Origin of the sequence: Acidovorax sp. GW101-3H11, from assembly GCF_001633105.1 — a bacterium.
Taxonomy (GTDB): domain Bacteria; phylum Pseudomonadota; class Gammaproteobacteria; order Burkholderiales; family Burkholderiaceae_C; genus Acidovorax.
Map to the genome: position 1 here is coordinate 146,642 of NZ_LUKZ01000031.1, position 20,510 is coordinate 167,151.

Genomic DNA, 20,510 nt, shown 5'->3' on the forward strand with positions numbered 1-20,510 from the left:
GGAAAGAAGGAGCCCACCATGCAACGCCGTACCCTTCTGACCTCTGCGGGCTACACCACGGCCTGGGGCGCCCTGGGCCTTCTGGTGCCTGCGGGCAAGGCCCAGGCCGAGGTGGCCGACCTGAACGACGCCATCAACAAGGCCGGGCGCCAGCGCATGCTGAGCCAGCGCATGGGCAAGGCCTGGCTGGCCCTGGCCCACAAGGCCGACACCCCGGCGGCGCGCGCCGTGCTGGAGCAGTCCCTGGCGCTGTTTGAGCGCCAGCTGGGCGAATTGAAGGCCTTTGCGCCCTCGCCCACCATCCGCGACACGTACGTGAAACTCGAAGGCGCCTGGGCCGACCACAAGGCCACGCTGATGGGCACCACTCCCTCGCGCGACGGCGTGGCCGCGCTGCTGCAGGCCGACGCCAAGGTGCTGGCCCTGGCCCACCAGGGCACCTCGCAGTACGAAGCCGCGCTGGGCAAGCCCGTGGGTTACCTGGTGAACGTGGCCGGGCGCCAGCGCATGCTGAGCCAGCGCATGGCCAAGTTCTGCCTGTCGGCCATGCTGGGCGTGGACACGGCCAACGCCACCACCGAGATCGCCAAGGCGCGCGACGAATTCCTGAAAGCCACCGAGCTGCTGCGCAGCGCCCCGCAGGCCACCGTGCGCATCCGCCAGGAGTTGCTGCTGGCCGACAGCCAGTGGGTGTTCTTCGACGCGGCCCTGCAGCGCCTGGGCAACGCCAGCAACACCTTCCGCCAGGTGTCTGAAGTGTTTGTGAGCAGCGAAAACCTGCTGGCCAGCATGGACCGCGTGACCGGCATGTATGCCGCGCTCGGCACCTGAGAACCTGCCATCGAGTCCGCCCCACACCCCTAAAAAATCCCCAAGGACCACCCCATGACCACGAACCACCCCACCCCCGACTGGAAGCTCATCTGCAGCGTGGACGACATCCCCGTGCTGGGCGCACGCCGTGTGGCGCGCCCCGCAGGGCTGGACGTGGCGGTGTTCCGCAACGACGCAGGTGGCGTGTTTGCGCTGCTGGACCGCTGCCCCCACAAGGGCGGCCCGCTGTCGCACGGCATCGTGTTTGGCACGCAGGTGGCATGCCCCCTGCACAACTGGACCATCGGCCTGTGCGACGGCCAGGCTGCCGCCCCCGACGAAGGCTGCACGCCGCAATTTGCGGTGAAGGTGGAGGATGGCGCGGTGTACCTCAACAGCCACGAACTGGCCACGCTGGCAACCGACCTGGCCCGCCCCGTCGCAGGGCCTGCACGGCGCACCGCCACGGCATGAGCCACCATGGCTGCAACGCAGGCCGCCGCCACTCATAATGCTATAAATAATATAGCTATAAGCGCTTGATAGACGCGCGCAAAGCCCCTAAAAAGATCACAATTCCAGGCCCATCGCCATGCAAGAAACCAAATCCACCTGCCCCTACTGCGGCGTAGGCTGCGGCGTGATCATCGAAAGCAACGGCCCCCAGATCACCGGCGTGCGGGGCGACCCCAACCACCCCGCCAACTTTGGCCGCCTGTGCACCAAGGGCTCGACCCTGCACCTCACGGCCAGCAGCCCCATCACGCTGCAGACCCGGCTGCTGCAGCCACAGCAGCGCCTGCAGCGCAACGACGCGCCGCACGCCATCTCGTGGGACGCGGCCCTGGGCCTGGCCACCGACAAGTTTGCCCGCATCATCCAGCAGCACGGCCCCGACGCCGTGGGTTTTTACGTCAGCGGCCAGCTGCTCACCGAGGACTACTACGTCTTCAACAAGCTCGCCAAGGGCCTGATTGGCACCAACAACATCGACACCAACTCGCGCCTGTGCATGAGCAGCGCGGTGGCGGGCTACAAGCAGACCCTGGGCGCCGACGCGCCGCCTGCCTGCTACGACGACGTGAAACACGCGCAGTGCCTGTTCATTGTGGGCAGCAACGCGGCCTGGGCGCACCCTATCCTGTTCCGCCGCATCGAAGACGCACGCGCCGCCAACCCGGGCATGAAGGTCATCGTGGCCGACCCGCGCCGCACCGACACCGCTGGTATGGCCGACCTGTTTTTGCCCATCCAGCCCGGCAGCGACGTGATGCTGTTCAACGGCATGCTGCACCTGATGCTGTGGGAGGGCTGGACGGACGCCGAATACATCGCCGCACACACCACGGGCTTTGACGAACTCAAGGCCCTGGTGCGCGACTACACGCCCGAGCGTGTGGCGCAGACCTGTGGCATCAGCGTGGCCGACCTGACCACTGCCGCCCAGTGGTTTGCACAGTCCAAAGCCACGCTCAGCCTGTACTGCCAGGGCCTGAACCAGAGCAGCAGCGGCACCGCCAAAAACGCCGCGCTCATCAACCTGCACCTGGCCACCGCGCAGATCGGCAAGCCCGGCGCGGGCCCCTTCAGCCTGACGGGCCAGCCCAACGCCATGGGCGGGCGCGAGGTGGGCGGCCTGGCCAACCTGCTCAGCGCCCACCGCGACCTGGCCAACCCGCAGCACCGCGCCGAAGTGGCTGCGCTGTGGGGCGTGGCCGATGTGCCGAGCAAGCCGGGCAAGACAGCGGTGGAAATGTTCCAGGCCGCCGCCGACGGCGAGATCAAGGCGCTGTGGATTGCCTGCACCAACCCCGCGCAAAGCATGCCCGACCAGGCCACGGTGCGCCGCGCGCTGCAACGCGCCGAGTTTGTGGTGGTGCAGGAGGCCTTTGCCACCGCCGCCACCTGTGCCTATGCCGACCTGCTGCTTCCCGCCACCACCTGGGGCGAGAAGACTGGCACGGTGACCAACAGTGAACGCCGCATCTCGCGCGTGCGCACTGCCGTGCCCGCGCCCGGCCAGGCACGCCACGACTGGGCCATTGCGGTGCAGTTTGCGCACCAACTGGAGGCACGCCTGCGCCCCGGCCAGCCCACGCTGTTCCCCTACGCCACGGACGCCGCCGATGCGGGCGCCGAAACCGTGTGGAACGAGCACCGCGAAAGCACACGCGGGCGCGACCTGGACATCACCGGTTTGTCGTGGGACATGCTTGAATCCCAAGGCCCCCAACAATGGCCCCTGCCTGAAGGCGCCACCACCGGCAAAGCCCGCCTGTACGAAGACGGCGTGTTCCCCACCACTGACGGCCGTGCGCGTTTTGCGGCCCATGCCTGGCAACCCACGGCCGAGCAGCGCGAATCGCGCTACCCCTTCAGCCTGACCACCGGCCGCCTGCGCGACCAGTGGCACGGCATGACACGCACCGGCACCCTGGGCCGCCTGTTCGGCCATGTGGCCGAGCCCAGCGTGCAGCTGCACCCGCAGGACATGGAGCGGCGCGGCCTGAAGAACGGCGACCTGGTCTACGTGACGAGCAAGCGCGGCACCATCGTGGTGCCTGCGCAGGGCGACGGCACCGTGGGCCTCTCGCAGGCCTTCATGGCCATGCACTGGGGCAGCGAATTTTTGAGCGGCTGCTCGTCCACCGGCGAACGCCTGGCGGGCGTGAATGCGCTCACCACCTCGGCCTACTGCCCCACGTCCAAACAGCCCGAACTCAAGCACGCGGCCGTGAAGGTGCTCAAGGCCGAGCTGCCCTGGACACTGCTGGCCATGGCCTGGCTGCCCGCCGACAGCGCCCAGGCCACACGCGAGGCGCTGTCCGCACTGATGGCGCAGTTTCCGTTTGCCAGCTGTGTGCCCTTCAGCAACAACACGCCCCTGAGCGAACCGGGCCGCGAGCGTGTGGGCGTGCTGCTGCGCGCCGCCGCGCACGAGGCACCGCCCGACGCCACGGTAGAGCGCATCGAATCCCTGATGGGCCTGGCTGGCGCCGACACGCTGCGCTATGCCGACAAAAAACGCGGCCAGCGCCGCGCCGCGCGGCTGGCCCGCCATGGGGACACCACCACGCTCGAAGGCATCGTGCTCGCGGGCGACACCAGCGCCGAAGGCTGGCTCAAGACCCTGCTGCAAGAAGAATTGCCCGCCCAGACCTACGGCCGCCTGCTGCTGGTGCCCGGCGCCAAGGCGCCCGTGGCCGTGCAGTCGCGTGGCAAGTCGGTGTGCACCTGCTTCAACGTGACGGACGCGGCCATCACCGCTGAGCTGGCGCACTGCCACGGCACCGACGACGACCGGTTGGCACAACTGCAGGGCAAGCTGCGCTGCGGCACCAACTGCGGATCCTGCCTGCCCGAGCTGAAACGCATGGTGCGGGCCACGGGGCCGCTGGCGTCCAAGCCCATGGCGCAGGCCGTCATATAACCAAAAGTTCTCTTGCTTGCAGGAAAATAGCCCTCGGACCAACAAACCCCACCAGGACTTGTGCAACAGGGCTGCAGCTAGGCGCTTTCGGCGCAGACAGTACGCCTGTACGGCAAGCCGAAACAACGACGCTGAAGCCCTGTTTCACAAGTCCCGCCACCAAGAACCATGGGCATCAGTCAGTACATCAAAGAGATTGGGCGCGGCGCGCGCGGCGCCAAGCCGCTGTCGCGCGAGCAGGCCACGGACCTGTTCGGCCAGGTGCTGGACGGGCAGGTGAGCGACCTGGAGATCGGCGCCTTCTGCCTGGCCATGCGCATCAAAGGCGAGACGGCAGAGGAGATGTGCGGTTTCCTGGACGCCACGCACAGCCGCCTGGCGCTGCTGCCCGCCACCGACCGCCCGCTCATCGTGCTGCCCAGCTACAACGGCGCGCGCAAGTTGCCGGTGCTGACCCCGCTGCTGGCGCTGCTGCTGGCGCGCGAAGGCCTGCCCGTGCTGCTGCATGGCATGCGCACCGAGGCGCGGCGGATTCTGGCTTCGGATGTGCTGCTGGCGCTGGATGTGCCTGCGCTGACAGCTCCTGAAAAAGTAGCAAACGGCACCGTGCGCCACATCCACACCCAGCACCTGCACGCGGGCCTGGCGCGCCTGCTGGCCGTGCGCGAGGTGGTGGGCCTGCGCAACCCGGGGCACAGTGTGGTCAAGCTGATGAGCCCCTGCGCGGGCGCCTCGGTGGTCGTCACGGCCTACACACACCCCGAATATTTTGAGATGCTGCAAACCACCTTCCGCACGCTGGGCATGAGTGCCCTGCTCTCGCGCGGGCTGGAAGGCGAGGTGGCCACCGACCCACGCCGCACACCCCGCTACGACGGTTTTGTGCGCGGCGTGCACCAGGTGCTGGACGCGCAGCAACCCGGTACCGCCAGCGAGGTGCCCGGCCTGCCCGCCGAAATCGACGTGGCGACCACGGCGGTCTACACACGCCGCGTTCTGGCGGGCGAGCTGCCTATTCCCCCCGCCATCGAGCGGCAGGTGGAACATATCTTGCAGCTGGCTGATCAAACTGCTTCGGAGACATCCCCATGAGCCGCCCCACGCCCCCCACCACCCATCCCGCATCCCCCCTGGCGACTGGCGGCAGCTGCACCCTGGTGGGCGCAGGCCCCGGCGACCCGGAGCTGCTGACGATCAAGGCCTTGAAGGCCATCCAGGCCGCTACCGTGCTGCTGGTGGATGACCTGGTGAGCGATGCCATCGTGGCCCATGCATCCCCCACAGCCCGCATCGTGTACGTGGGCAAACGGGGGGGCTGCAAGAGCACCCCCCAGGCCTTCATCGAAAAACTCATGCTCATGGCCGTGCGCGAGGGCGAGAACGTGGTGCGCCTCAAGGGCGGCGATCCGTTCATCTTCGGGCGCGGCGGCGAGGAGGTGGAGCACCTGCGCGCTGCGGGCGTGCAGGTCAGCGTGATCAACGGCATCACGGCGGGCCTGGCCGGGCTCACCTCGCTGGGTGCCCCGCTCACGCACCGTGAACATGCGCATGGCGTGGTCTTCATCACCGGCCACGCCAAGCCGGGCGACGCGGGCACCGACTGGCAGGCCCTGGCCCGCACTGCCCGCGACGCCAAGCTCACGCTGATCATCTACATGGGCGTGAGCGGTGCAGCCACCATCGAGCAGGAACTGCTCACCAGCCTGCCCGCCAGCACCCCCGTGGCCGTGATCCAGCACGCCAGCCTGCCCCACCAGCGCCATGCGGTCACCACGCTGGGCCACCTGCACGCCACCATCACGCGCGAGGGGCTCGCCAGCCCCTCGGTGATCGTGGTGGGCGATGTGGTGCGGGGCGTGGCCCTGGCATCGCTGGATGCCGCGCAGGCGCCCCAGGCCTTGCGCGTGGGCTGAGCACAGCGCCTCCCTCCATCTCCTGACCATCGGACGCAGCGCTGAACCCAGCGCTGGGCCGGGCTTCTGCACGCCTTTTTTTGATCCACCCCCGCACTGCGCAACCCTACGTTGGCCCAGGTATTGCTTGACTGCAAGTATCTGAATGCCACAAGCACAAGGAACCCCATGGCAGCCTTCCCAGCCCCTGCACGCACCATCAGCATGCCCACGCTGCCTTCCTCCACTTCGGCCGCACCGCGCGACAGCGGCATGTCGCTGGTCAACCTCGCGGCGCGCCAGCGCATGCTGTCGCAGCGCATGGTGCTGCAGACCGTGCTGGCTGCACGCGGCAGTGACCTGCACCTGAAAGCCGCGCGCAGCACCCTGGCGCTGTTTGCCGACAGCCAGGCCCGCCTGGTCGAAACGCCGCGCCACCTGGACGCCGTCAGCGCAGACATCATCCGCAGGGTGTACCAGGGCCCCTCGGGGGTGCGTGCCACCATCGACCAGTTTGCGCAGCAGGTAGAGACCGCGCTCGGCCTGACCGAGCGCCAGAGCCCGCGCGTGGAAGAGGCCCTGGCCCGGCTGGTCGAATCCACCGACAGTGTGCTGGATGCCCTCAACACCGCCACCACCGCGTTTGACCAGGTGAGCAAGGCCCAGTCCGAAACCCTGATGAAGGAACTCGCAGGCATCGTGGCCTCCATCCAGACCGTGGCCCGCGAGGCCAAGGTGGTCAGCTTCAACGCCCAGGTGATGGCCGCCCGCGCAGGCCAGCACGGCCGCGAGTTCGCCGTGGTGGCCAATGTGCTGTCCGGCATCACCAACGAGATCGATGGCCTGTCGCTGCAGGCGGTGTCGCTGGCCGGGCGCAGCCGCACGGGCAACAACAGCTGACGGCCACCCTGGCAGCCGGGGCAATGGCTGTTTGCACATCACAATCTGCCCAAAGACCCGCGTACATGCTTTTACAATTCGCGTGACCGGGAAACGAGCCTGCATGCGACCCTCCGGACATCCTTCGGGATGCACCGAGATGGCGTCACACAGTCCCGAGACGCACCGACATTCGCCCTTGGCCCGAAAACCACAAAGACACACACCATGAAGCTGACGAACCTGTGCAAAAACCTCGCTCTGGCCGGCTGCCTGCTGATGGGCAGCAGCGCAGCCTGGAGCTACGGCATTCAGGCCGGCAAGGTCGTCAACGATGCAGGCCAGGCCATTCAGCTGCGCGGCGTGAACTGGTTTGGTTTTGAAACCAACACGCATGTGGTGCACGGCCTATGGGCCCGCAACTGGAAGGACATGATCACGCAGATGCAGGCCCAGGGGTTCAACGCCGTGCGCCTGCCGTTCTGCCCCGCCACACTGCACGGGTCGGCCCCGCCCAACAGCATCGACTATGGCCGCAACACCGATCTGCAAGGCCTCTCGGCCATCCAGGTCATGGACAAGGTGGTGGGCGAGCTGAGCGCGCGCGGCATGTATGTGCTGCTGGACCACCACACCCCCGACTGCCAGACCATCAGCGAGCTTTGGTACACCCCCAGCTACAGCGAGCAGCAATGGATCAGCGACCTGAGCTTTGTGGCACAGCGCTATGCGGGCGTGCCTGGCGTCATCGGCATTGACATCAAAAACGAGCCCCATGGCGCCGCCACCTGGGGTACGGGCAACAGCGCCACCGACTGGAACCGGGCGGCCGAGCGCGCTGCCGCCGCCGTGCTGCCACTGGCCCCCCACTGGCTGATTGCGGTGGAAGGTGTTGGCGAAAACCCCGGCTGCTCCAGCAACAGCGCCCATTTCTGGGGTGGCAACCTCGAACCCCTGGCATGCACGCCCCTGAACATTCCAGCCAACCGGCTGCTGCTGGCACCGCACACCTACGGGCCGGACGTGTATGTGCAGTCGTACTTCAACGCCTCCGACTTCCCCAGCAACATGCCCGCCATCTGGGAACAGCATTTCGGCCAATTTGTGCAGGCGGGCCACGCCGTGGTGCTGGGCGAGTTCGGCGGCAAGTTCGGCCGGGGCGATGCGCGCGATGTGCAGTGGCAGAACACGCTGGTGGACTACCTGACGGCCAAGGGCATGCGCAGCGGCTTCTACTGGTCGTGGAACCCCAACAGCGGCGACACCGGCGGCATCCTGGACGATGACTGGACCACCGTGCGCACGGACAAGGTGCAACTGCTGCAACGCCTCTGGGGCGATGGCACCACGCCCACCCCAACACCTACTCCCACGCCCACCCCAACACCTACTCCCACGCCCACCCCAACACCTACTCCCACGCCGACTCCAACGCCCACCCCCACGCCAGTGGCCAACTTCTCCGTGGTGCAGACAGTCAACAGCGACTGGGGCTCGGGCTACTGCCAGCAGGTCAAGGTCATCAACATGGGCAATGCCACCGGCAACTGGGCCATCAGCGTCCCGGTGAGCGGCACCATCAACAACCTGTGGAACGCCACCTGGTCCCAGGCGGGTGGCAACCTCAGCGCGTCGGGTGTGAGCTGGAACCAGACGCTTGCCCCCGGGGCCTCGGCAGAATTCGGCTTCTGCGCCGCCCGCTGACCAACCATCACCCCATGAACAAGGGCCCCTGCCATGCAGGGGCCCTTTTTATTTCACGGCTCTTTTTTCTACCCACCAGCAGTTTCGCGCACCTGCCGGAACCGCTCCGCCAGCTCCTTGCGCAAGGATTTGCGCAGCAGGGCTGCATCCCAGCGGCGGCGCTCATCGGGGGTGGAGGGCGATAGCGGCGGCACCTGCACGGGCTTGCGCGACTCGTCCACGGCCACCATGGTGAAAAAGCAGCTGTTCACATGCCGCACCACCTGCGAGCGGATCTCTTCGGCCACCACCTTCACGCCCACCTCCATCGACGAGCTGCCCGTGTAGTTCACGCTGGCCAGAAAGGTCACCAGCTCGCCCACATGGATGGGCTGCAAAAACATCACCTGGTCCACGCTCAGCGTCACGGTGTAGCAGCCCGAGTAGCGGCTGGCGCACGAATACGCCACCTGGTCCAGCAGCTTGAGGATGGCGCCGCCGTGCACGTTGCCCGAAAAATTGGCCATGTCGGGCGACATGAGCACGGTCATGCTCAGTTGGTGTGAAGGGATGTTCATGCCCCGATTTTAGAAAGCCATGTGCGCTGCGTCGCGTGCAAGTTGAGCCCGCTGCGCTGCGGGTGGCAGCTTCGCTACACTCGCGCAGCACCTGCTGACCGGTGCGAGGAGGAACCGATGATCGAACTAGAAAAACTCAACGAATTCACCGAAAGCCACGGCGCCTTGCGCACCGGCAAGGGACTGGTATCGGGCGTGATTGCGCTCACGCTGGCCATCCTGTGCTTCTTGGGCGTGCTGGCTTTTCACTTCCCGGAGTACCTGACCACACCGCAGCTGCGCAAAAGCTATGACGTGACGGTGATCCGCACCATCATGCTCTCGGCCATGGCCATTGCGGGCGGCATCTCGCTGGTCAACATCCTGTTCAACCGCGCGCGCTGGCTGGCCACGTTTGCGTTTGCTGTGGTGGCCATCACGGCATTGCTGGGTGGCCACAAGGTGGAGGTGGACCCGAACTTCCCCGACAACACGCCCTACATTGGTCTCGACTGGTTCATCCTCGACCTGCTGGGCAGCTCGCTGATCTTCATCTTCATCGAGAAGCTGTTTGCGCTGCGCAAGGACCAGCCCATCTTTCGCGCTGAATGGCAGACGGACTTCCACCACTTCATCGTCAACCACATGGTGGTGGGCTTTGTGCTGCTGGCCACCAACCTCATCGTGCACAAGTTCTTCGGCTGGGCGGCCAGCGACGGCATTCGCGGCTGGGTGCAGGGGCTGAACTTCTGGGTGGCGCTGTTCCTCATCGTGCTGGTGGCCGACCTGGTGCAGTACTGGACGCACCGCGCCTACCACGAGGTGCCCGTGCTGTGGCGCCTGCATGCCGTGCACCACAGCGTCAAAAGCATGGACTGGATGGCCGGATCGCGCCAACACATCCTGGAGCTGCTCATCACCCGCACGCTGGTGCTGGCCCCCATCTACGTGCTGGGTTTCAGCAAGGAAGTGATCGACGCCTACATCGTCATCGTGGGCTTCCAGGCCGTGTTCAACCACGCCAATGTGAGCGTGCGCCTGGGGCCGCTGCGCTACGTGCTGGTCACGCCCAACTTCCACCACTGGCACCACAGCCAGGACCAGGAGGCGCTGGACAAGAACTACGCCGCGCACTTCGCGTTTCTGGACTACCTGTTTGGCACCGCCGTCAAAAGCACCAAGCTCTGGCCCGAGCACTATGGCGTGCTGGGCGACTACGTGCCCAACGGCTTTGTGAAGCAGTTCAAGTTTCCATTCACCTGGAAGGGCTGAGAACGGAGGCCGACAGCCTCTGCCCTCACCCACCCACCCACCCGGCGGCCTACAAGGCGCTGAGTTCCTCTTCCAGCTGCCTCAGCTGCTCACGCAACTCATTGCTGCGGGCATCACACGCCGCTTTGTCCTTGGCGGCGGCCGCTGCAAGGTCCTTCGGGAACTGGTTGCCCGACGGCAGGGTGCTGCGCCGCAAAGGGCCCGACTGGGTCGTCGCCTCGGCAGGCTGTGCCGTGCATTCCTGCTGGTTGCGCGCAAGGGCCGCGCGCGCCTGCGGCACGCCCTGGGTCTGCAGGTACTGCTTGCGCTGCCACGAAGCGCCAAATGCGCCCTCCTTGCCCGCAGAAGGAGCAGGCCGGACGGGCGTCGCCCCCTGGATGGCGGGCCGCACATCGATCTTCTCGCCCTCGCCCACACAGGGCGCATCCTGAAACGACACCTTGCCGTTGGCATCCGTGCATTTGTTGACCGCCCAGGCCGGGGCCACAAGGCCCAGCACCAGGAGGCAGGCGGCGTAACGGATCGGATTCATGACTCAGTCCTCGTCGGGTGGATGGCACATGCTACCGCGCCGCCTGGCGCTGACCGGCGCGGTCGGCCACGCAGGGGAGGCAAGAACTTGTCCCTCACATGACGCGCCCCGGGTACAAACCCGGTGGGCGCGCAGCCTGCAGCCCTCCTACGATGCGTGGCCCCCACATAGCGGCCACGGCGGCCCGCACCAGGAGACTTTGCGCGATGACCACCCCCACTGTTTTGCCCACCGGCCAACACCCCACCCAGGCGCATCGCCGCAGCCTGATGCTCGCGCTGGCAGGCGGAGCAGCCCTGGCCAGCCTGCCCGCCATGGCGCAGCCCGCAGCAGGCAAGGCAGACATTCTGATCGGGCGCTCCACGGCGCTGTCCGGTGGCATGGCGCCCTTTCTGTCCCCCATCCACGAGGGGCAGGATGCCGCCATCGAAGACGCCAACGCCAAGGGCGGCATTGGCGGCCGCAAGATCCGGCTGGTGACGCTGGACGATGGCTTCGACCCGCGCCGCACACTCGAAAACGCCAAGCAGCTGAGCGAAAAAGACGGCGTGCTGGCCCTGTTTGGCGTGTCGGGCACCTCGCAGGTCATGGCACTGCTGCCCTACCTTGCCCAGGCCAAGCTCCCGCTGATCTCGGTGTACACCGGCAGTCCCGCCATCCGCGCACAGCAACACCCCTACCTGTTCACCACCCGCGCCAGCTATGCCGATGAGCTGGTGAAGATCGTGCGCAACCTCGTGGCGGTGCAGACCTCGCGCATCGCCGTGGCCTACGAGAACAACGACTTTGGCAAGCTGCTGCTGCCCCTGGTCGAAAAAACCATTGCCGCCGAGGGCGCGACACTGGCCGGGTCGCACGCACTGGCCTCCTCGGGTGACGACGCCAACACCGCCGCCAAGGCACTCGCCGCGCAAAAGCCGCAGGCCGTGCTGCTGGTGGCGGCAGGCCCGTCCGTGGTGGCCTATGTGCGCGCCAACCGCGCGCACCTGGGCGTGCCGGTCTACACCCTGTCGCTGGGCGCAGGCACCGCCGTGCTCAAGGCGCTGGGCGACGATGCACGCGGCCTGGCCGTGGCACGCACCGGCCCCTCGCCCAGCAAGCCCACGATAGCGCTCACGCGCGACTTCCAGGCATCGATGAAACGCCACGACAAACCGGTGGACTACGACCGCTACACCGGCTACATGGACGCACGCGTGCTCATCGAAGGCCTGCGTGCCGCCGGTCCCGGTGTGACGCGCGCCAGCCTCGCCCAGGCCATGGAAAGCCTGGGCACCCTGGACCTGGGTGGCTTCGGCTACCAGTTCAGTGCGCAGAACCACCATGGCTCCAACTATGTGGACATCGCGGTAGTGGGCTCTGGCGGGGTGTACCGGCAGTAGGAACCTGCTCCCGCACGGGCGCAGAGCCTGGTGCTGCGCCCATCCCCCATGCCCGGCCACACGCCGGGCACGTTGCGCCATTGCGACAAAACAGCTGGGATTGAGCCGCCAAGGATCATTGCAATCAACAATCATTCCCATTCGCGTTTACAATTTTTACGATTATTTCCAGCCAGCCGTGCTCTCGTAGAAAAGCGCTGCAAGCCAGCCCGTCACCGCTTTTCTCTCTGGAGCCCGTCCATGTCCGCACCCCGCAGGCGCCTTGTCTGTGCCGTTCATCCCCTGGCCATCGCTGCCGCCCTTGCCGCCAACCTGGCGGGCACCGCCTGGGCCCAGCAGCCCGCAGCCTCAGACACCCCTTCGGCCACTACCACCGACCAGGTCGTGGCGCCCAAGGCGCTCGACAGCGTCACCGTGTCGGGTGCGCGCGAGAGTGCTTCCACCCGGCTGCAGCTCACGGCGCGTGAAACGCCGCAGTCGGTCAGCACGGTGAACCGTGCGCAGATCGAGCGCCAGTCGCTCACCAGCATCGACGCCGTGCTGCGCAACGTGAACGGCATTGCCGTGAGCTTCTACGACACCCAGCGCCCGCTGTACTACGCGCGGGGCTTCCAGATCACCGACTTCCAGATCGACGGCCTGCCCAGCTACAGCAGCAGCACCAACCAGGAGTTCGACACCGCGCTGTACGAGCGCATCGACATCGTGCGCGGCGCCAACGGCATCCAGACCGGTGTGGGCGTGCCCTCGGCCACGATCAACATGGTGCGCAAACGCCCGCAGCGCGAGTTCGCTGCGTCTGTGGCGCTCACCGCCGGGTCGTGGAACCTGTACCGGGGCGAGCTGGACATCAACGCCCCACTCAACAGCGACGGCAGCGTGCGCAGCCGCCTGGTGGTGGCCCCGCAGAAGAAGGACAGCTTCCGCGACCGCTACTCCGAGGACAAGACCGCCCTGCTCGCGGCCGTGGAGGCAGATATCGGCACCGCCACCGTGGTGTCGGTGGGCTACCAGCGCCAGTCCAACGACCCCAAGGCGCCCATCTGGGGCACCATCCCGCGCTTTGCCACCACGGGCGCGCCGATTGACCTGCCAATTTCCACCAGCTTCTCGCCATCGTGGACGCGCTGGGAGCGCACCTCGGGCACGCTCTACGCAACCCTGGAGCACCAGATCAATGACGACTGGAGCCTGAAGGCTGCGCTGAACCACACCGAAGGCGACACCTTCCGCCTGAGCACCTACGGCTACGGCGCCACCACCGCCAGAGCACCCTTCATCAACCCCGTCACGGGCGCGGGCACCACGCTGTATGCCGCCGTCAGCGGCGGCAGCGAAAAGCAGGACACGGTGGACGCCTACCTGTCGGGCAAATTCGAGCTGGGCGGCCGCAAGCACGACCTGGTGGTGGGCATGAGTTCCACCCGCACCGCCACGCGCACCGACGGCTACACCTCGGTGGCGGGCTGGAGCTACGTGATCCCCAACATCTACACCTGGGACGGCAGCGCGCCTGCGCCCACGTACTCCAAGACCGGCGCCTCGCGCACACAAATCACGCAGCAGACGGGCCTGTTCGCCTCGGCGCGCTGGCGCGTCACCGATCCGCTGTCCGTGCTCACCGGCCTGCGCCTGACCGACTGGCACCGCCACTCCGACACCTATGGAACCACAGGCACCTATGCGGGCCGCTCAGCCATCCAGGATGAAAACCGCAAGGCCACGCCCTATGTGGGTGCGGTGTACGACATCTCGCCCACGCTGTCGGCCTACGCCAGCTACGCACGCATCTTCAACCCGCAGAACTACAAAGACCGCAGCAACAACCCACTGTCGCCCGTCGTCGGCAGCAATGCCGAGGCCGGCCTCAAGGCCGATCTGTTCGAGCGCCGCATCCAGGCGCACTTTGCGGTGTTCCAGACAAAACAGGACAACTTCGGCGTGCGCGACAGCGCCATCACCACGCCGCTGCCCGACGGCACCCTGCCCTACGTTGCCGTGAACGGCACGAAATCCACCGGCTTCGAGCTGGAGTTCGCAGGCATGGCCACCAACCAGTGGCGCGTGAGTGCGGGCCTCACCCGCGCCAAGGTCACGCGCGCACCCACCGACCTGATCTACGCCAACATGCCCGACTACCTGCTGCAGCTGGGCACGGACTACCAGCTGTCGGGCACGCTCGCGCCCCTGTCGGTGGGCGGCAACCTGACCTGGCAAAGCGCCATCGAGGGCTTCAACATCCCGCACCCCAGCGGCACGGTAACGGTGAAGCAATCGCCCAAGGCCATCCTCAACCTGCGCGCATCCTGGCAGTTCAACCCCAAGCTCAGCGCCACGCTGGCCGTGAACAACGTGACCAACCAGAAATACTGGGCCAACCTGGACTACGGCAACTACGCCGACCCGCGCAACCTGAGCCTGACATTGCGCGCAGCATTCTGACGGCCAACAACCGCAGAGACCGACTCAACGGAGCGGACCAAGCGCATCCAGCCAGGGATCCGTCTCCGCCCCCCAAACTGCGCCACAAGAAAGTCCATGAACAGGCGCGTGCGAGCAGGCACGTGCTTGCGGGTGGGCATGGCGGCGAACAGGCGCAGCACCGTGCCGCGCCACTGGGGCAGCACCCACGCCAGCTGCCCCGCCCGCACGGCGTGCAGGGCGACGAAACTGGGCAGCCCCACCACGCCACCGCCCGCCAGGGCCAGCGCCAGCATGGTGTCGATGTGGCTGGTGGCCAGGGGGGCAGATGCCATGGGCACCACCACGGCGCCGTCGCCCTGCGCGGGTGGCTCCGCGCCGCGCCAGTAAAGCGTCAGCTCGCGCCGCTGCCCTGCAATGGCGGGGGCCACGCCGGTGTGCCCGGCGAGGTCTTGCGGGTGCTGGGGCACACCCTGCCGACTCAGATAGTCCGGGCTGGCGCACAGGATGAAGGTGGACCAGGCCAGGGGCCGGGCCACAAAGGCGCCCTGGGGCGCCTGCCCGCCCACAGACAGCACCGACACATCAAAGCCCTCGTCGGCCACAGCCAGTGGCCCCGGCACGGCCAGCTCCACCGAGATGCGCGGAAAGCGTTGCGTGAACAAGGGCAGTACCGGCGCCAGCTGGTGCACGGCAAACGCCGGGGGGCATGCCACCCGCAGGGTGCCGCCCGGCTGCCGCGTGGCCGTGCTCGCCAGCTCATCCCCCTCGTCCAGCTGTGCCAGCACGCTGCGCGCCGTTTCCAGATAGGCCTCGCCGATCTCCGTCAGGGCCAGGCGCCGGGTCGTCCGGTTGAGCAGGCGGGCGCCCAGATGCGCCTCCAGCTCGGCGAGGGCGCGCGTGGCCACGGCGGGCGCGATGTCCAGGTGCCGCGCGGCACCGGCAAAGCTGCCATCGGCCACGACCTGCACAAAAACTCGGAGGCATTTGAGCTGATCCATCGGGTGATTATTGCTATTTCAGCAATAGAACATCGACAAACCGATGGTTTCGCAGAATTTACCCACCAGATAGCCTTGGTTGTTTACAAACCAAAGGGTAATGACGATGACACGGCGACGCCAAGCACTCTCCACGGGCCTGATGGCCCTTGCCCTGGCCCGGCTGGATGCCCGCGCCAACGCGGGGGCTGCGGCCATCGGCATGGCCCCCGCTGCTGCACAGCGGCTGGACGCGCTGGACGCCAACCCCGCTCTGGCGGGCGACGTCGTCTACTGGGGCGAGGTGTTTCCCATGGCGGCACCGGCGGGCACTGCCGCCCTGTACCGCTACGCACGCCGGGTGCTGACCCAGCCCGCAGGGTTGAGCGCTGCACACCTCACCTATGGCGCTGACGGCAGGCTCCTCATCGAAGAGCGGGTCAGCCTGTCGGAGCGTCGCAGCTTCCAGCGGCTGGACGTGGCCAACCGGCAGACGCTTGAAAGCGGCTCGGCCGTGTTGAGCCCCGACGGGCGGCAACTGCACTTTTCATGGACTTCGGCAGGAACCACCCGCACTTCCGTCGAAGCTGTTGATGCCCCCGTGGTGGCGGGGCCCAGCCTGCACGGCACCATGCTGCAGCACTGGGACACACTGCGCGCGGGCGAGGTGTTGCGGGTGCGCCTGGCCGTGCCGTCGCGGCTGGAAAGCCATGGCTTCGACATCCGGCTGAGCCAGGAGGCGGATGGCCACACGGTGTTCTCAGCCACACCCGCCAGCTGGCTGGTGCGCCTGGCCGTGGCCCCGCTGCGCGCAACGTTCGACACCGCCACGCGCAGCCTCGTCCGCTACGAAGGCCGCGTGCCGCCGATGCAGGCCCGGGACAACGGAAAACTGGCCGCGCTGGATGCACGGGTGCTCTACACGCCGCAGGCGCAGGGGTACCGCTAAGATCCGCCCGCCACCAATTGCTACAGAAGGGCGACAACGGTCCAACGGCCAACGGACTTGCAACACTGGCCCGCAACCCGACTTGACCAGGCACCATCAAAGTCTCAGAGCCTTTTTCTGCACGCCTCTAACCTGACAGCACCAGCTTCAACACACTGTTCTCGCTGCCCACATACAGGCTGCGCCGATCGGCCCCAGGGGCCATGAATTTCACCAGGTTCAGTCCCGCAGGCAGCGGCCCCAGCAAGACACCGCCGGGTGTGGGCACGGCCTGGCCTGCCAGCAGCTCAAGACCCTTGGCCTGCGTCCACCTGTGCACACCGCAGGCGCTGGAGAGAAACACCTCGCCGGGTCGGCCGGGTAAAACGCAGATCTGCTTGAAGGGCTCCTGGAAGAACTCCGGCAGATTGCGGTCTATCTCCAGAGATAACGAAAATCGCTGGATTCCCTGGGTGTCGATACGCACCAGTTCGGGATGGAACTGCACAAGGTTGGTGGAGCCATCGAGCTCCACCCGGTTGCACAGCACCCACGACACCTGCGCAGCACCGCCCTCAAAGGCCATGTCCGCAATGTCCATATACCAGGGGCGCTGCGCCAACGAAGGATAAGTCTGGGGCGTGTACAAGGCTTGCGGGTCTCCCGCGACGATCTTCACCTGGCCGTTGGCATCGATCGTGCCAACCAGCGCATTCCCATTGGCCCTACCGAAGTACACATCGCCATCCCCAGCTTGTGGCGAATAGCGCGTGGCAAACCACAGCAGCCCTGTCGTATCGGTGCGTAAAACTTGCACGCCCGGGTCGTGCCTCCCTCCGGACGCGAAATGGCTGGAGCTGACCCAGGTCTGCCACGCTGACTGACCATTCGTAGCAGTCCGAATCAAGGCGCGGCTCTGGATGTCATAGGCGATCAGTTGCCCATAGGCCATGGCCATGCGGTTACCACGAGGCTCCAGAGACCATGTGCCCACCTGGCCCGAGGCGCTGACCGACCGGAGGGCCGCGGCAGGGGCAGCCTCCGACGAGTTGCCTCGCTGGTTCTCCAGCAATATCAAACCGCCAGCCCCGTCAGGCAACGCCTCGGCGCCCCTGACAAAGCAGAACCGCGCCTGGCTCTGTCCGTCCACCTCGCCTGCATTGGCTCGCGCTCCCAGCCATCGAGAAACCGCCGTCGTCGGCATCTCCAACCTGCACGCCACAACCTCCGTCCCGCCCTCAAGTGGATCGCTGCATGCGACAAACAAAGTGCCCGAAGCCGTGTTCGACGGCTCTCGAACAACCGTTACTTTGCGGCCCCGCAGCTTCCATACTCCCGATGGCGTGACGCCCGACAAATCAATGTGTGCGATGACGAATTCTTGCGCTCCTTGCCCCTCGGCCAGCGCCCAATACACATCCTGGTCCCGATGGACTTTCATCAAGGGAGTCCAATGATCAAAAGGCCACTGGTTGGGAAGGACGCGCCATTGATACTCACCGCCCACCAGCACCAGGTCTGCCCACTCATACGGGTCGCCCTTGAACTTGGTATAGCGCCGCACGCCGCCAGCAGCGGACTCGAGCAGCAGGCTACCCCGGGGCAGCGGCAACAATGTCTTCACCGTGCCATCCGTCCCCAGGGTACGCAACATGGGTTGGAAGCCCTTCTGGGGGTCTTGGTCAATGAAGTACACAAGCCCATCTCGGGCCAGCAAGGGTGATTCAAAGTAAAGGAGAGAAGCACTCGCGCCCACTCCATCCACCAGACCGGTGTTAGTCCCGCCTCCCGCCAAGAGTACGGGCGTTTCCCCCTGCAAATAGTGCACGCTTCCGCCACCCGTCATCACAAGGTAACGGTCCATGGCGTCAAACAGATGGCCAATGAAAGAGTGGGGATACGTTGGAGCAAACGAAGACACACCATCATGGGTTCTGCGCCCCACGCGACTGTCCCGGCCGTACACCCCCACAAACTGAAGATCGCGCTTGCTATTGAAGCTCAGTCCCGTCAGCTCTGCGGGTAACCGCACCATTTCGCCCTTGCTGATTGCAAATCCGCCACCGCCCAAGGCGCCAGCCACTATTTCCAGTGTGCCGGCTTTGGCGGGCGGCTCCACAATGGGCGCTCCCCCCCCTCCACCGCCACAGCCAGCAACACTGGAGGCTGCCGCTGCCAGGCCCCATTGACCAAATCGGCGGCGCGTGATGGCCTGTACTTGGGTATCGAATCGAGACGTAATGTCCACAGGGTCTCCCTTGATCAATCGCCCATTATTGGTGCATCACAGCAAAGAAAAGCCATGGCGGCTGCTTCGTTACCAACAGAAACACCGCTATCCGGCGCACACCCATCGGCTCCTTGGCCGGAGCACTGCAACAAGCAATGGCGGCACAATCAGACTCTTTTTTGCACCCCACGCAACCGAACGAAGTGCCGACGACTCCATTTTTTGACGCCATCATCATCGGCGCCGGCGCGGCCGGCCTGTTCTGCGCGGGCCAGGCGGGCCAGCGGGGGCTGAAGGTTTTGCTCATTGACCATGCCGACAAGGTGGCGGAGAAGATCCGCATCTCGGGCGGCGGGCGCTGCAACTTCACCAACCGCGATCTGGACCCGGCCGCGCCGCACAAGCATTTTGTGGGGCAGAACCCGCAGTTCTGCCGCTCGGCGCTGTCGCGCTACACGCCGCAGGATTTCATTGCGCTGGTGGACAAGCACGGCATCGCCCACCACGAAAAGCACAAGGGCCAGCTGTTTGCCGACCGTTCGGCCGAGGACATCATTGCCATGCTGCTGGCCGAGTGCGCAGCGGGCGGGGTGACCCATTGGCAGCCTTGTGCTGTCAAAAACATAGCTTTCTTGGCCGCTACCGCGCATCCATCAAGCGTCGATAGCTATCAAATTGATACTGACCGGGGCCCGGTGCAAGCGCGCTCGCTGGTGATTGCCACGGGCGGGCTGTCGATCCCCAAGATCGGCGCCACGGACTTCGGCTACCGGCTGGCGCAGCAGTTCCACATCCCGCTGGTCGAACGCCGCCCGGGCCTGGTGCCACTGACCTTTGACGGTGCGGGCTGGGCGCCGTATGCGCAGTTGGCGGGCCTGGCGTTGCCAGTCCAGATCAGCACCGGAGCCAAGAAGAATCGCATGGCGTTTGACGAAGACCTGCTGTTCACCCACCGGGGCCTGTCGGGCCCGGCCGTGCTACAGATTTCGAGCTACTGGCAGGAGGGCACGCCGCTGGCCATCAACCTTGCGCCCACGGTGGACATGCCTGCCGCGCTGGCGCAAGGCAAGGCCCGTTCGCGCAAGCTGATCACCAACGAACTGGCCACCCTGGTGCCCAGCCGCCTGGCCGATGCCTGGGCCAGCCGCGAGGCCGACTGGCAGCGCCCCATCAACGAGGCCAGCGACAAGGCCCTGGCGCGCCTGGCCGAGCAGCTGGCACGCTGGGAGCTGACGCCCACCGGCACCGAGGGCTACAAGAAGGCCGAGGTCACGCTGGGCGGCGTGGACACCAAGGCGCTATCGCAGCAGACCATGGAGTGCAAGACACAACCCGGTCTGTACTTCATTGGCGAGGTGGTGGACGTGACAGGCTGGCTGGGCGGCTACAACTTCCAGTGGGCCTGGGCCAGCGCGCATGCGTGTGCACAGGCGCTGCCGCTGGCCGGTGGTGCATGACGCATCACTGAAGCGGAAGACACCGCCAGGACAACGCACCTACACTCCGGCCAG

General features: G+C 66.3%; 16 protein-coding genes. 12 read left to right on the plus strand and 4 right to left on the minus strand.

From position 1 onward, the window contains the following. Positions 1 to 18 precede the first annotated feature (18 nt). The 7 genes from A1D30_RS22275 to A1D30_RS22305 all read left to right on the plus strand — a co-directional run bounded on the left by A1D30_RS22275 (position 19) and on the right by A1D30_RS22305 (position 8,718). Positions 19 to 831: a type IV pili methyl-accepting chemotaxis transducer N-terminal domain-containing protein gene (locus tag A1D30_RS22275; protein WP_063462908.1), complete on the plus strand. Its 813-nt coding sequence runs from the start codon at positions 19 to 21 to the stop codon at positions 829 to 831. Positions 832 to 885: 54 nt separating this feature from the next. Further along, a complete protein-coding gene (gene nirD, locus A1D30_RS22280) occupies positions 886 to 1,287 on the plus strand; it encodes a nitrite reductase small subunit NirD (protein ID WP_063462909.1) in 402 nt (133 codons plus the stop codon). A gap of 118 nt (positions 1,288 to 1,405) precedes the next feature. Further along, complete coding sequence (locus tag A1D30_RS22285) at positions 1,406 to 4,243, plus strand: nitrate reductase (RefSeq protein WP_063462910.1); 2,838 nt, start codon at positions 1,406 to 1,408, stop codon at positions 4,241 to 4,243. 168 nt (positions 4,244 to 4,411) lie between these two features. Then, entirely contained in the window at positions 4,412 to 5,335 is a 924-nt protein-coding gene (ybiB, locus tag A1D30_RS22290) for a DNA-binding protein YbiB (RefSeq protein WP_063462911.1), read from the plus strand. Next, positions 5,332 to 6,156 carry a uroporphyrinogen-III C-methyltransferase gene (gene cobA, locus A1D30_RS22295; protein WP_063462912.1) on the plus strand — a complete coding sequence of 275 codons (825 nt, stop codon included), beginning with the start codon at positions 5,332 to 5,334 and terminating at the stop codon, positions 6,154 to 6,156. The genes ybiB and cobA overlap by 4 nt, the downstream gene beginning before the upstream one ends. 168 nt (positions 6,157 to 6,324) lie before the next feature. Then, positions 6,325 to 7,035 carry a type IV pili methyl-accepting chemotaxis transducer N-terminal domain-containing protein gene (locus tag A1D30_RS22300; protein ID WP_063462913.1) on the plus strand — a complete coding sequence of 237 codons (711 nt, stop codon included), beginning with the start codon at positions 6,325 to 6,327 and terminating at the stop codon, positions 7,033 to 7,035. A gap of 207 nt (positions 7,036 to 7,242) precedes the next feature. Then, the gene (locus tag A1D30_RS22305) at positions 7,243 to 8,718 is read left to right on the plus strand and encodes a glycoside hydrolase family 5 protein (protein ID WP_063462914.1); all 1,476 of its coding nucleotides are present in this window, start codon (positions 7,243 to 7,245) and stop codon (positions 8,716 to 8,718) included. A 68-nt stretch (positions 8,719 to 8,786) separates the two neighbouring features. Here A1D30_RS22305 and A1D30_RS22310 read toward each other — a convergent pair whose 3' ends face one another. Further along, positions 8,787 to 9,275, minus strand: a complete 489-nt coding sequence (locus A1D30_RS22310; RefSeq protein WP_063462915.1) for an acyl-CoA thioesterase — start codon at positions 9,273 to 9,275, stop codon at positions 8,787 to 8,789. A gap of 117 nt (positions 9,276 to 9,392) precedes the next feature. Between A1D30_RS22310 and A1D30_RS22315 the strand changes: the two genes are divergently transcribed. Further along, positions 9,393 to 10,526: a sterol desaturase family protein gene (locus A1D30_RS22315; protein WP_063462916.1), complete on the plus strand. Its 1,134-nt coding sequence runs from the start codon at positions 9,393 to 9,395 to the stop codon at positions 10,524 to 10,526. 49 nt (positions 10,527 to 10,575) lie between these two features. On the opposite strand, the gene A1D30_RS22320 is transcribed toward A1D30_RS22315, so the two are convergent. Further along, a complete protein-coding gene (locus A1D30_RS22320) occupies positions 10,576 to 11,058 on the minus strand; it encodes a DUF4124 domain-containing protein (RefSeq protein ID WP_063462917.1) in 483 nt (160 codons plus the stop codon). A 206-nt stretch (positions 11,059 to 11,264) separates the two neighbouring features. On the opposite strand from A1D30_RS22320, the gene A1D30_RS22325 reads away from it, so the two are divergent. Together A1D30_RS22325 and A1D30_RS22330 are read left to right on the plus strand one after the other, a co-directional pair. After that, on the plus strand, positions 11,265 to 12,440 hold the full coding sequence (locus A1D30_RS22325; protein ID WP_063462918.1) for an ABC transporter substrate-binding protein: 1,176 nt from the start codon (positions 11,265 to 11,267) through the stop codon (positions 12,438 to 12,440). A gap of 240 nt (positions 12,441 to 12,680) precedes the next feature. Further along, on the plus strand, positions 12,681 to 14,882 hold the full coding sequence (locus A1D30_RS22330) for a TonB-dependent siderophore receptor (protein ID WP_063462919.1): 2,202 nt from the start codon (positions 12,681 to 12,683) through the stop codon (positions 14,880 to 14,882). On the opposite strand, the gene A1D30_RS22335 is transcribed toward A1D30_RS22330, so the two are convergent. Continuing rightward, a complete protein-coding gene (locus tag A1D30_RS22335) occupies positions 14,834 to 15,862 on the minus strand; it encodes a LysR family transcriptional regulator (RefSeq protein ID WP_242422001.1) in 1,029 nt (342 codons plus the stop codon). The two genes, A1D30_RS22330 and A1D30_RS22335, sit on opposite strands and share 49 nt — an antisense overlap. Before the next feature lie 106 nt (positions 15,863 to 15,968). Here A1D30_RS22335 and A1D30_RS22340 point away from each other — a divergent pair, with 106 nt between their 5' ends. Then, positions 15,969 to 16,790, plus strand: coding sequence for a hypothetical protein (locus A1D30_RS22340; protein ID WP_131798516.1), 822 nt, complete (start codon positions 15,969 to 15,971; stop codon positions 16,788 to 16,790). Between the two features lie 127 nt (positions 16,791 to 16,917). Here A1D30_RS22340 and A1D30_RS22345 read toward each other — a convergent pair whose 3' ends face one another. After that, complete coding sequence (locus tag A1D30_RS22345) at positions 16,918 to 18,888, minus strand: hypothetical protein (protein WP_206779311.1); 1,971 nt, start codon at positions 18,886 to 18,888, stop codon at positions 16,918 to 16,920. 314 nt (positions 18,889 to 19,202) lie between these two features. Here A1D30_RS22345 and A1D30_RS22350 point away from each other — a divergent pair, with 314 nt between their 5' ends. After that, positions 19,203 to 20,456: an NAD(P)/FAD-dependent oxidoreductase gene (locus tag A1D30_RS22350; RefSeq protein WP_242422007.1), complete on the plus strand. Its 1,254-nt coding sequence runs from the start codon at positions 19,203 to 19,205 to the stop codon at positions 20,454 to 20,456. Positions 20,457 to 20,510: the final 54 nt, after the last annotated feature.

Bases quoted from the DNA above. Each gene is read 5' to 3' on its own strand.
- A1D30_RS22275 (WP_063462908.1), top strand. From the start codon at position 19: ATGCAACGCCGTACCCTTCTGACCTCTGCGGGCTACACCACGGCCTGG.
- nirD (WP_063462909.1), top strand. From the start codon at position 886: ATGACCACGAACCACCCCACCCCCGACTGGAAGCTCATCTGCAGCGTG.
- A1D30_RS22285 (WP_063462910.1), top strand. From the start codon at position 1,406: ATGCAAGAAACCAAATCCACCTGCCCCTACTGCGGCGTAGGCTGCGGC.
- ybiB (WP_063462911.1), top strand. From the start codon at position 4,412: ATGGGCATCAGTCAGTACATCAAAGAGATTGGGCGCGGCGCGCGCGGC.
- cobA (WP_063462912.1), top strand. From the start codon at position 5,332: ATGAGCCGCCCCACGCCCCCCACCACCCATCCCGCATCCCCCCTGGCG.
- A1D30_RS22300 (WP_063462913.1), top strand. From the start codon at position 6,325: ATGGCAGCCTTCCCAGCCCCTGCACGCACCATCAGCATGCCCACGCTG.
- A1D30_RS22305 (WP_063462914.1), top strand. From the start codon at position 7,243: ATGAAGCTGACGAACCTGTGCAAAAACCTCGCTCTGGCCGGCTGCCTG.
- A1D30_RS22310 (WP_063462915.1), bottom strand. From the start codon at position 9,275: ATGAACATCCCTTCACACCAACTGAGCATGACCGTGCTCATGTCGCCC.
- A1D30_RS22315 (WP_063462916.1), top strand. From the start codon at position 9,393: ATGATCGAACTAGAAAAACTCAACGAATTCACCGAAAGCCACGGCGCC.
- A1D30_RS22320 (WP_063462917.1), bottom strand. From the start codon at position 11,058: ATGAATCCGATCCGTTACGCCGCCTGCCTCCTGGTGCTGGGCCTTGTG.
- A1D30_RS22325 (WP_063462918.1), top strand. From the start codon at position 11,265: ATGACCACCCCCACTGTTTTGCCCACCGGCCAACACCCCACCCAGGCG.
- A1D30_RS22330 (WP_063462919.1), top strand. From the start codon at position 12,681: ATGTCCGCACCCCGCAGGCGCCTTGTCTGTGCCGTTCATCCCCTGGCC.
- A1D30_RS22335 (WP_242422001.1), bottom strand. From the start codon at position 15,862: ATGGATCAGCTCAAATGCCTCCGAGTTTTTGTGCAGGTCGTGGCCGAT.
- A1D30_RS22340 (WP_131798516.1), top strand. From the start codon at position 15,969: ATGACACGGCGACGCCAAGCACTCTCCACGGGCCTGATGGCCCTTGCC.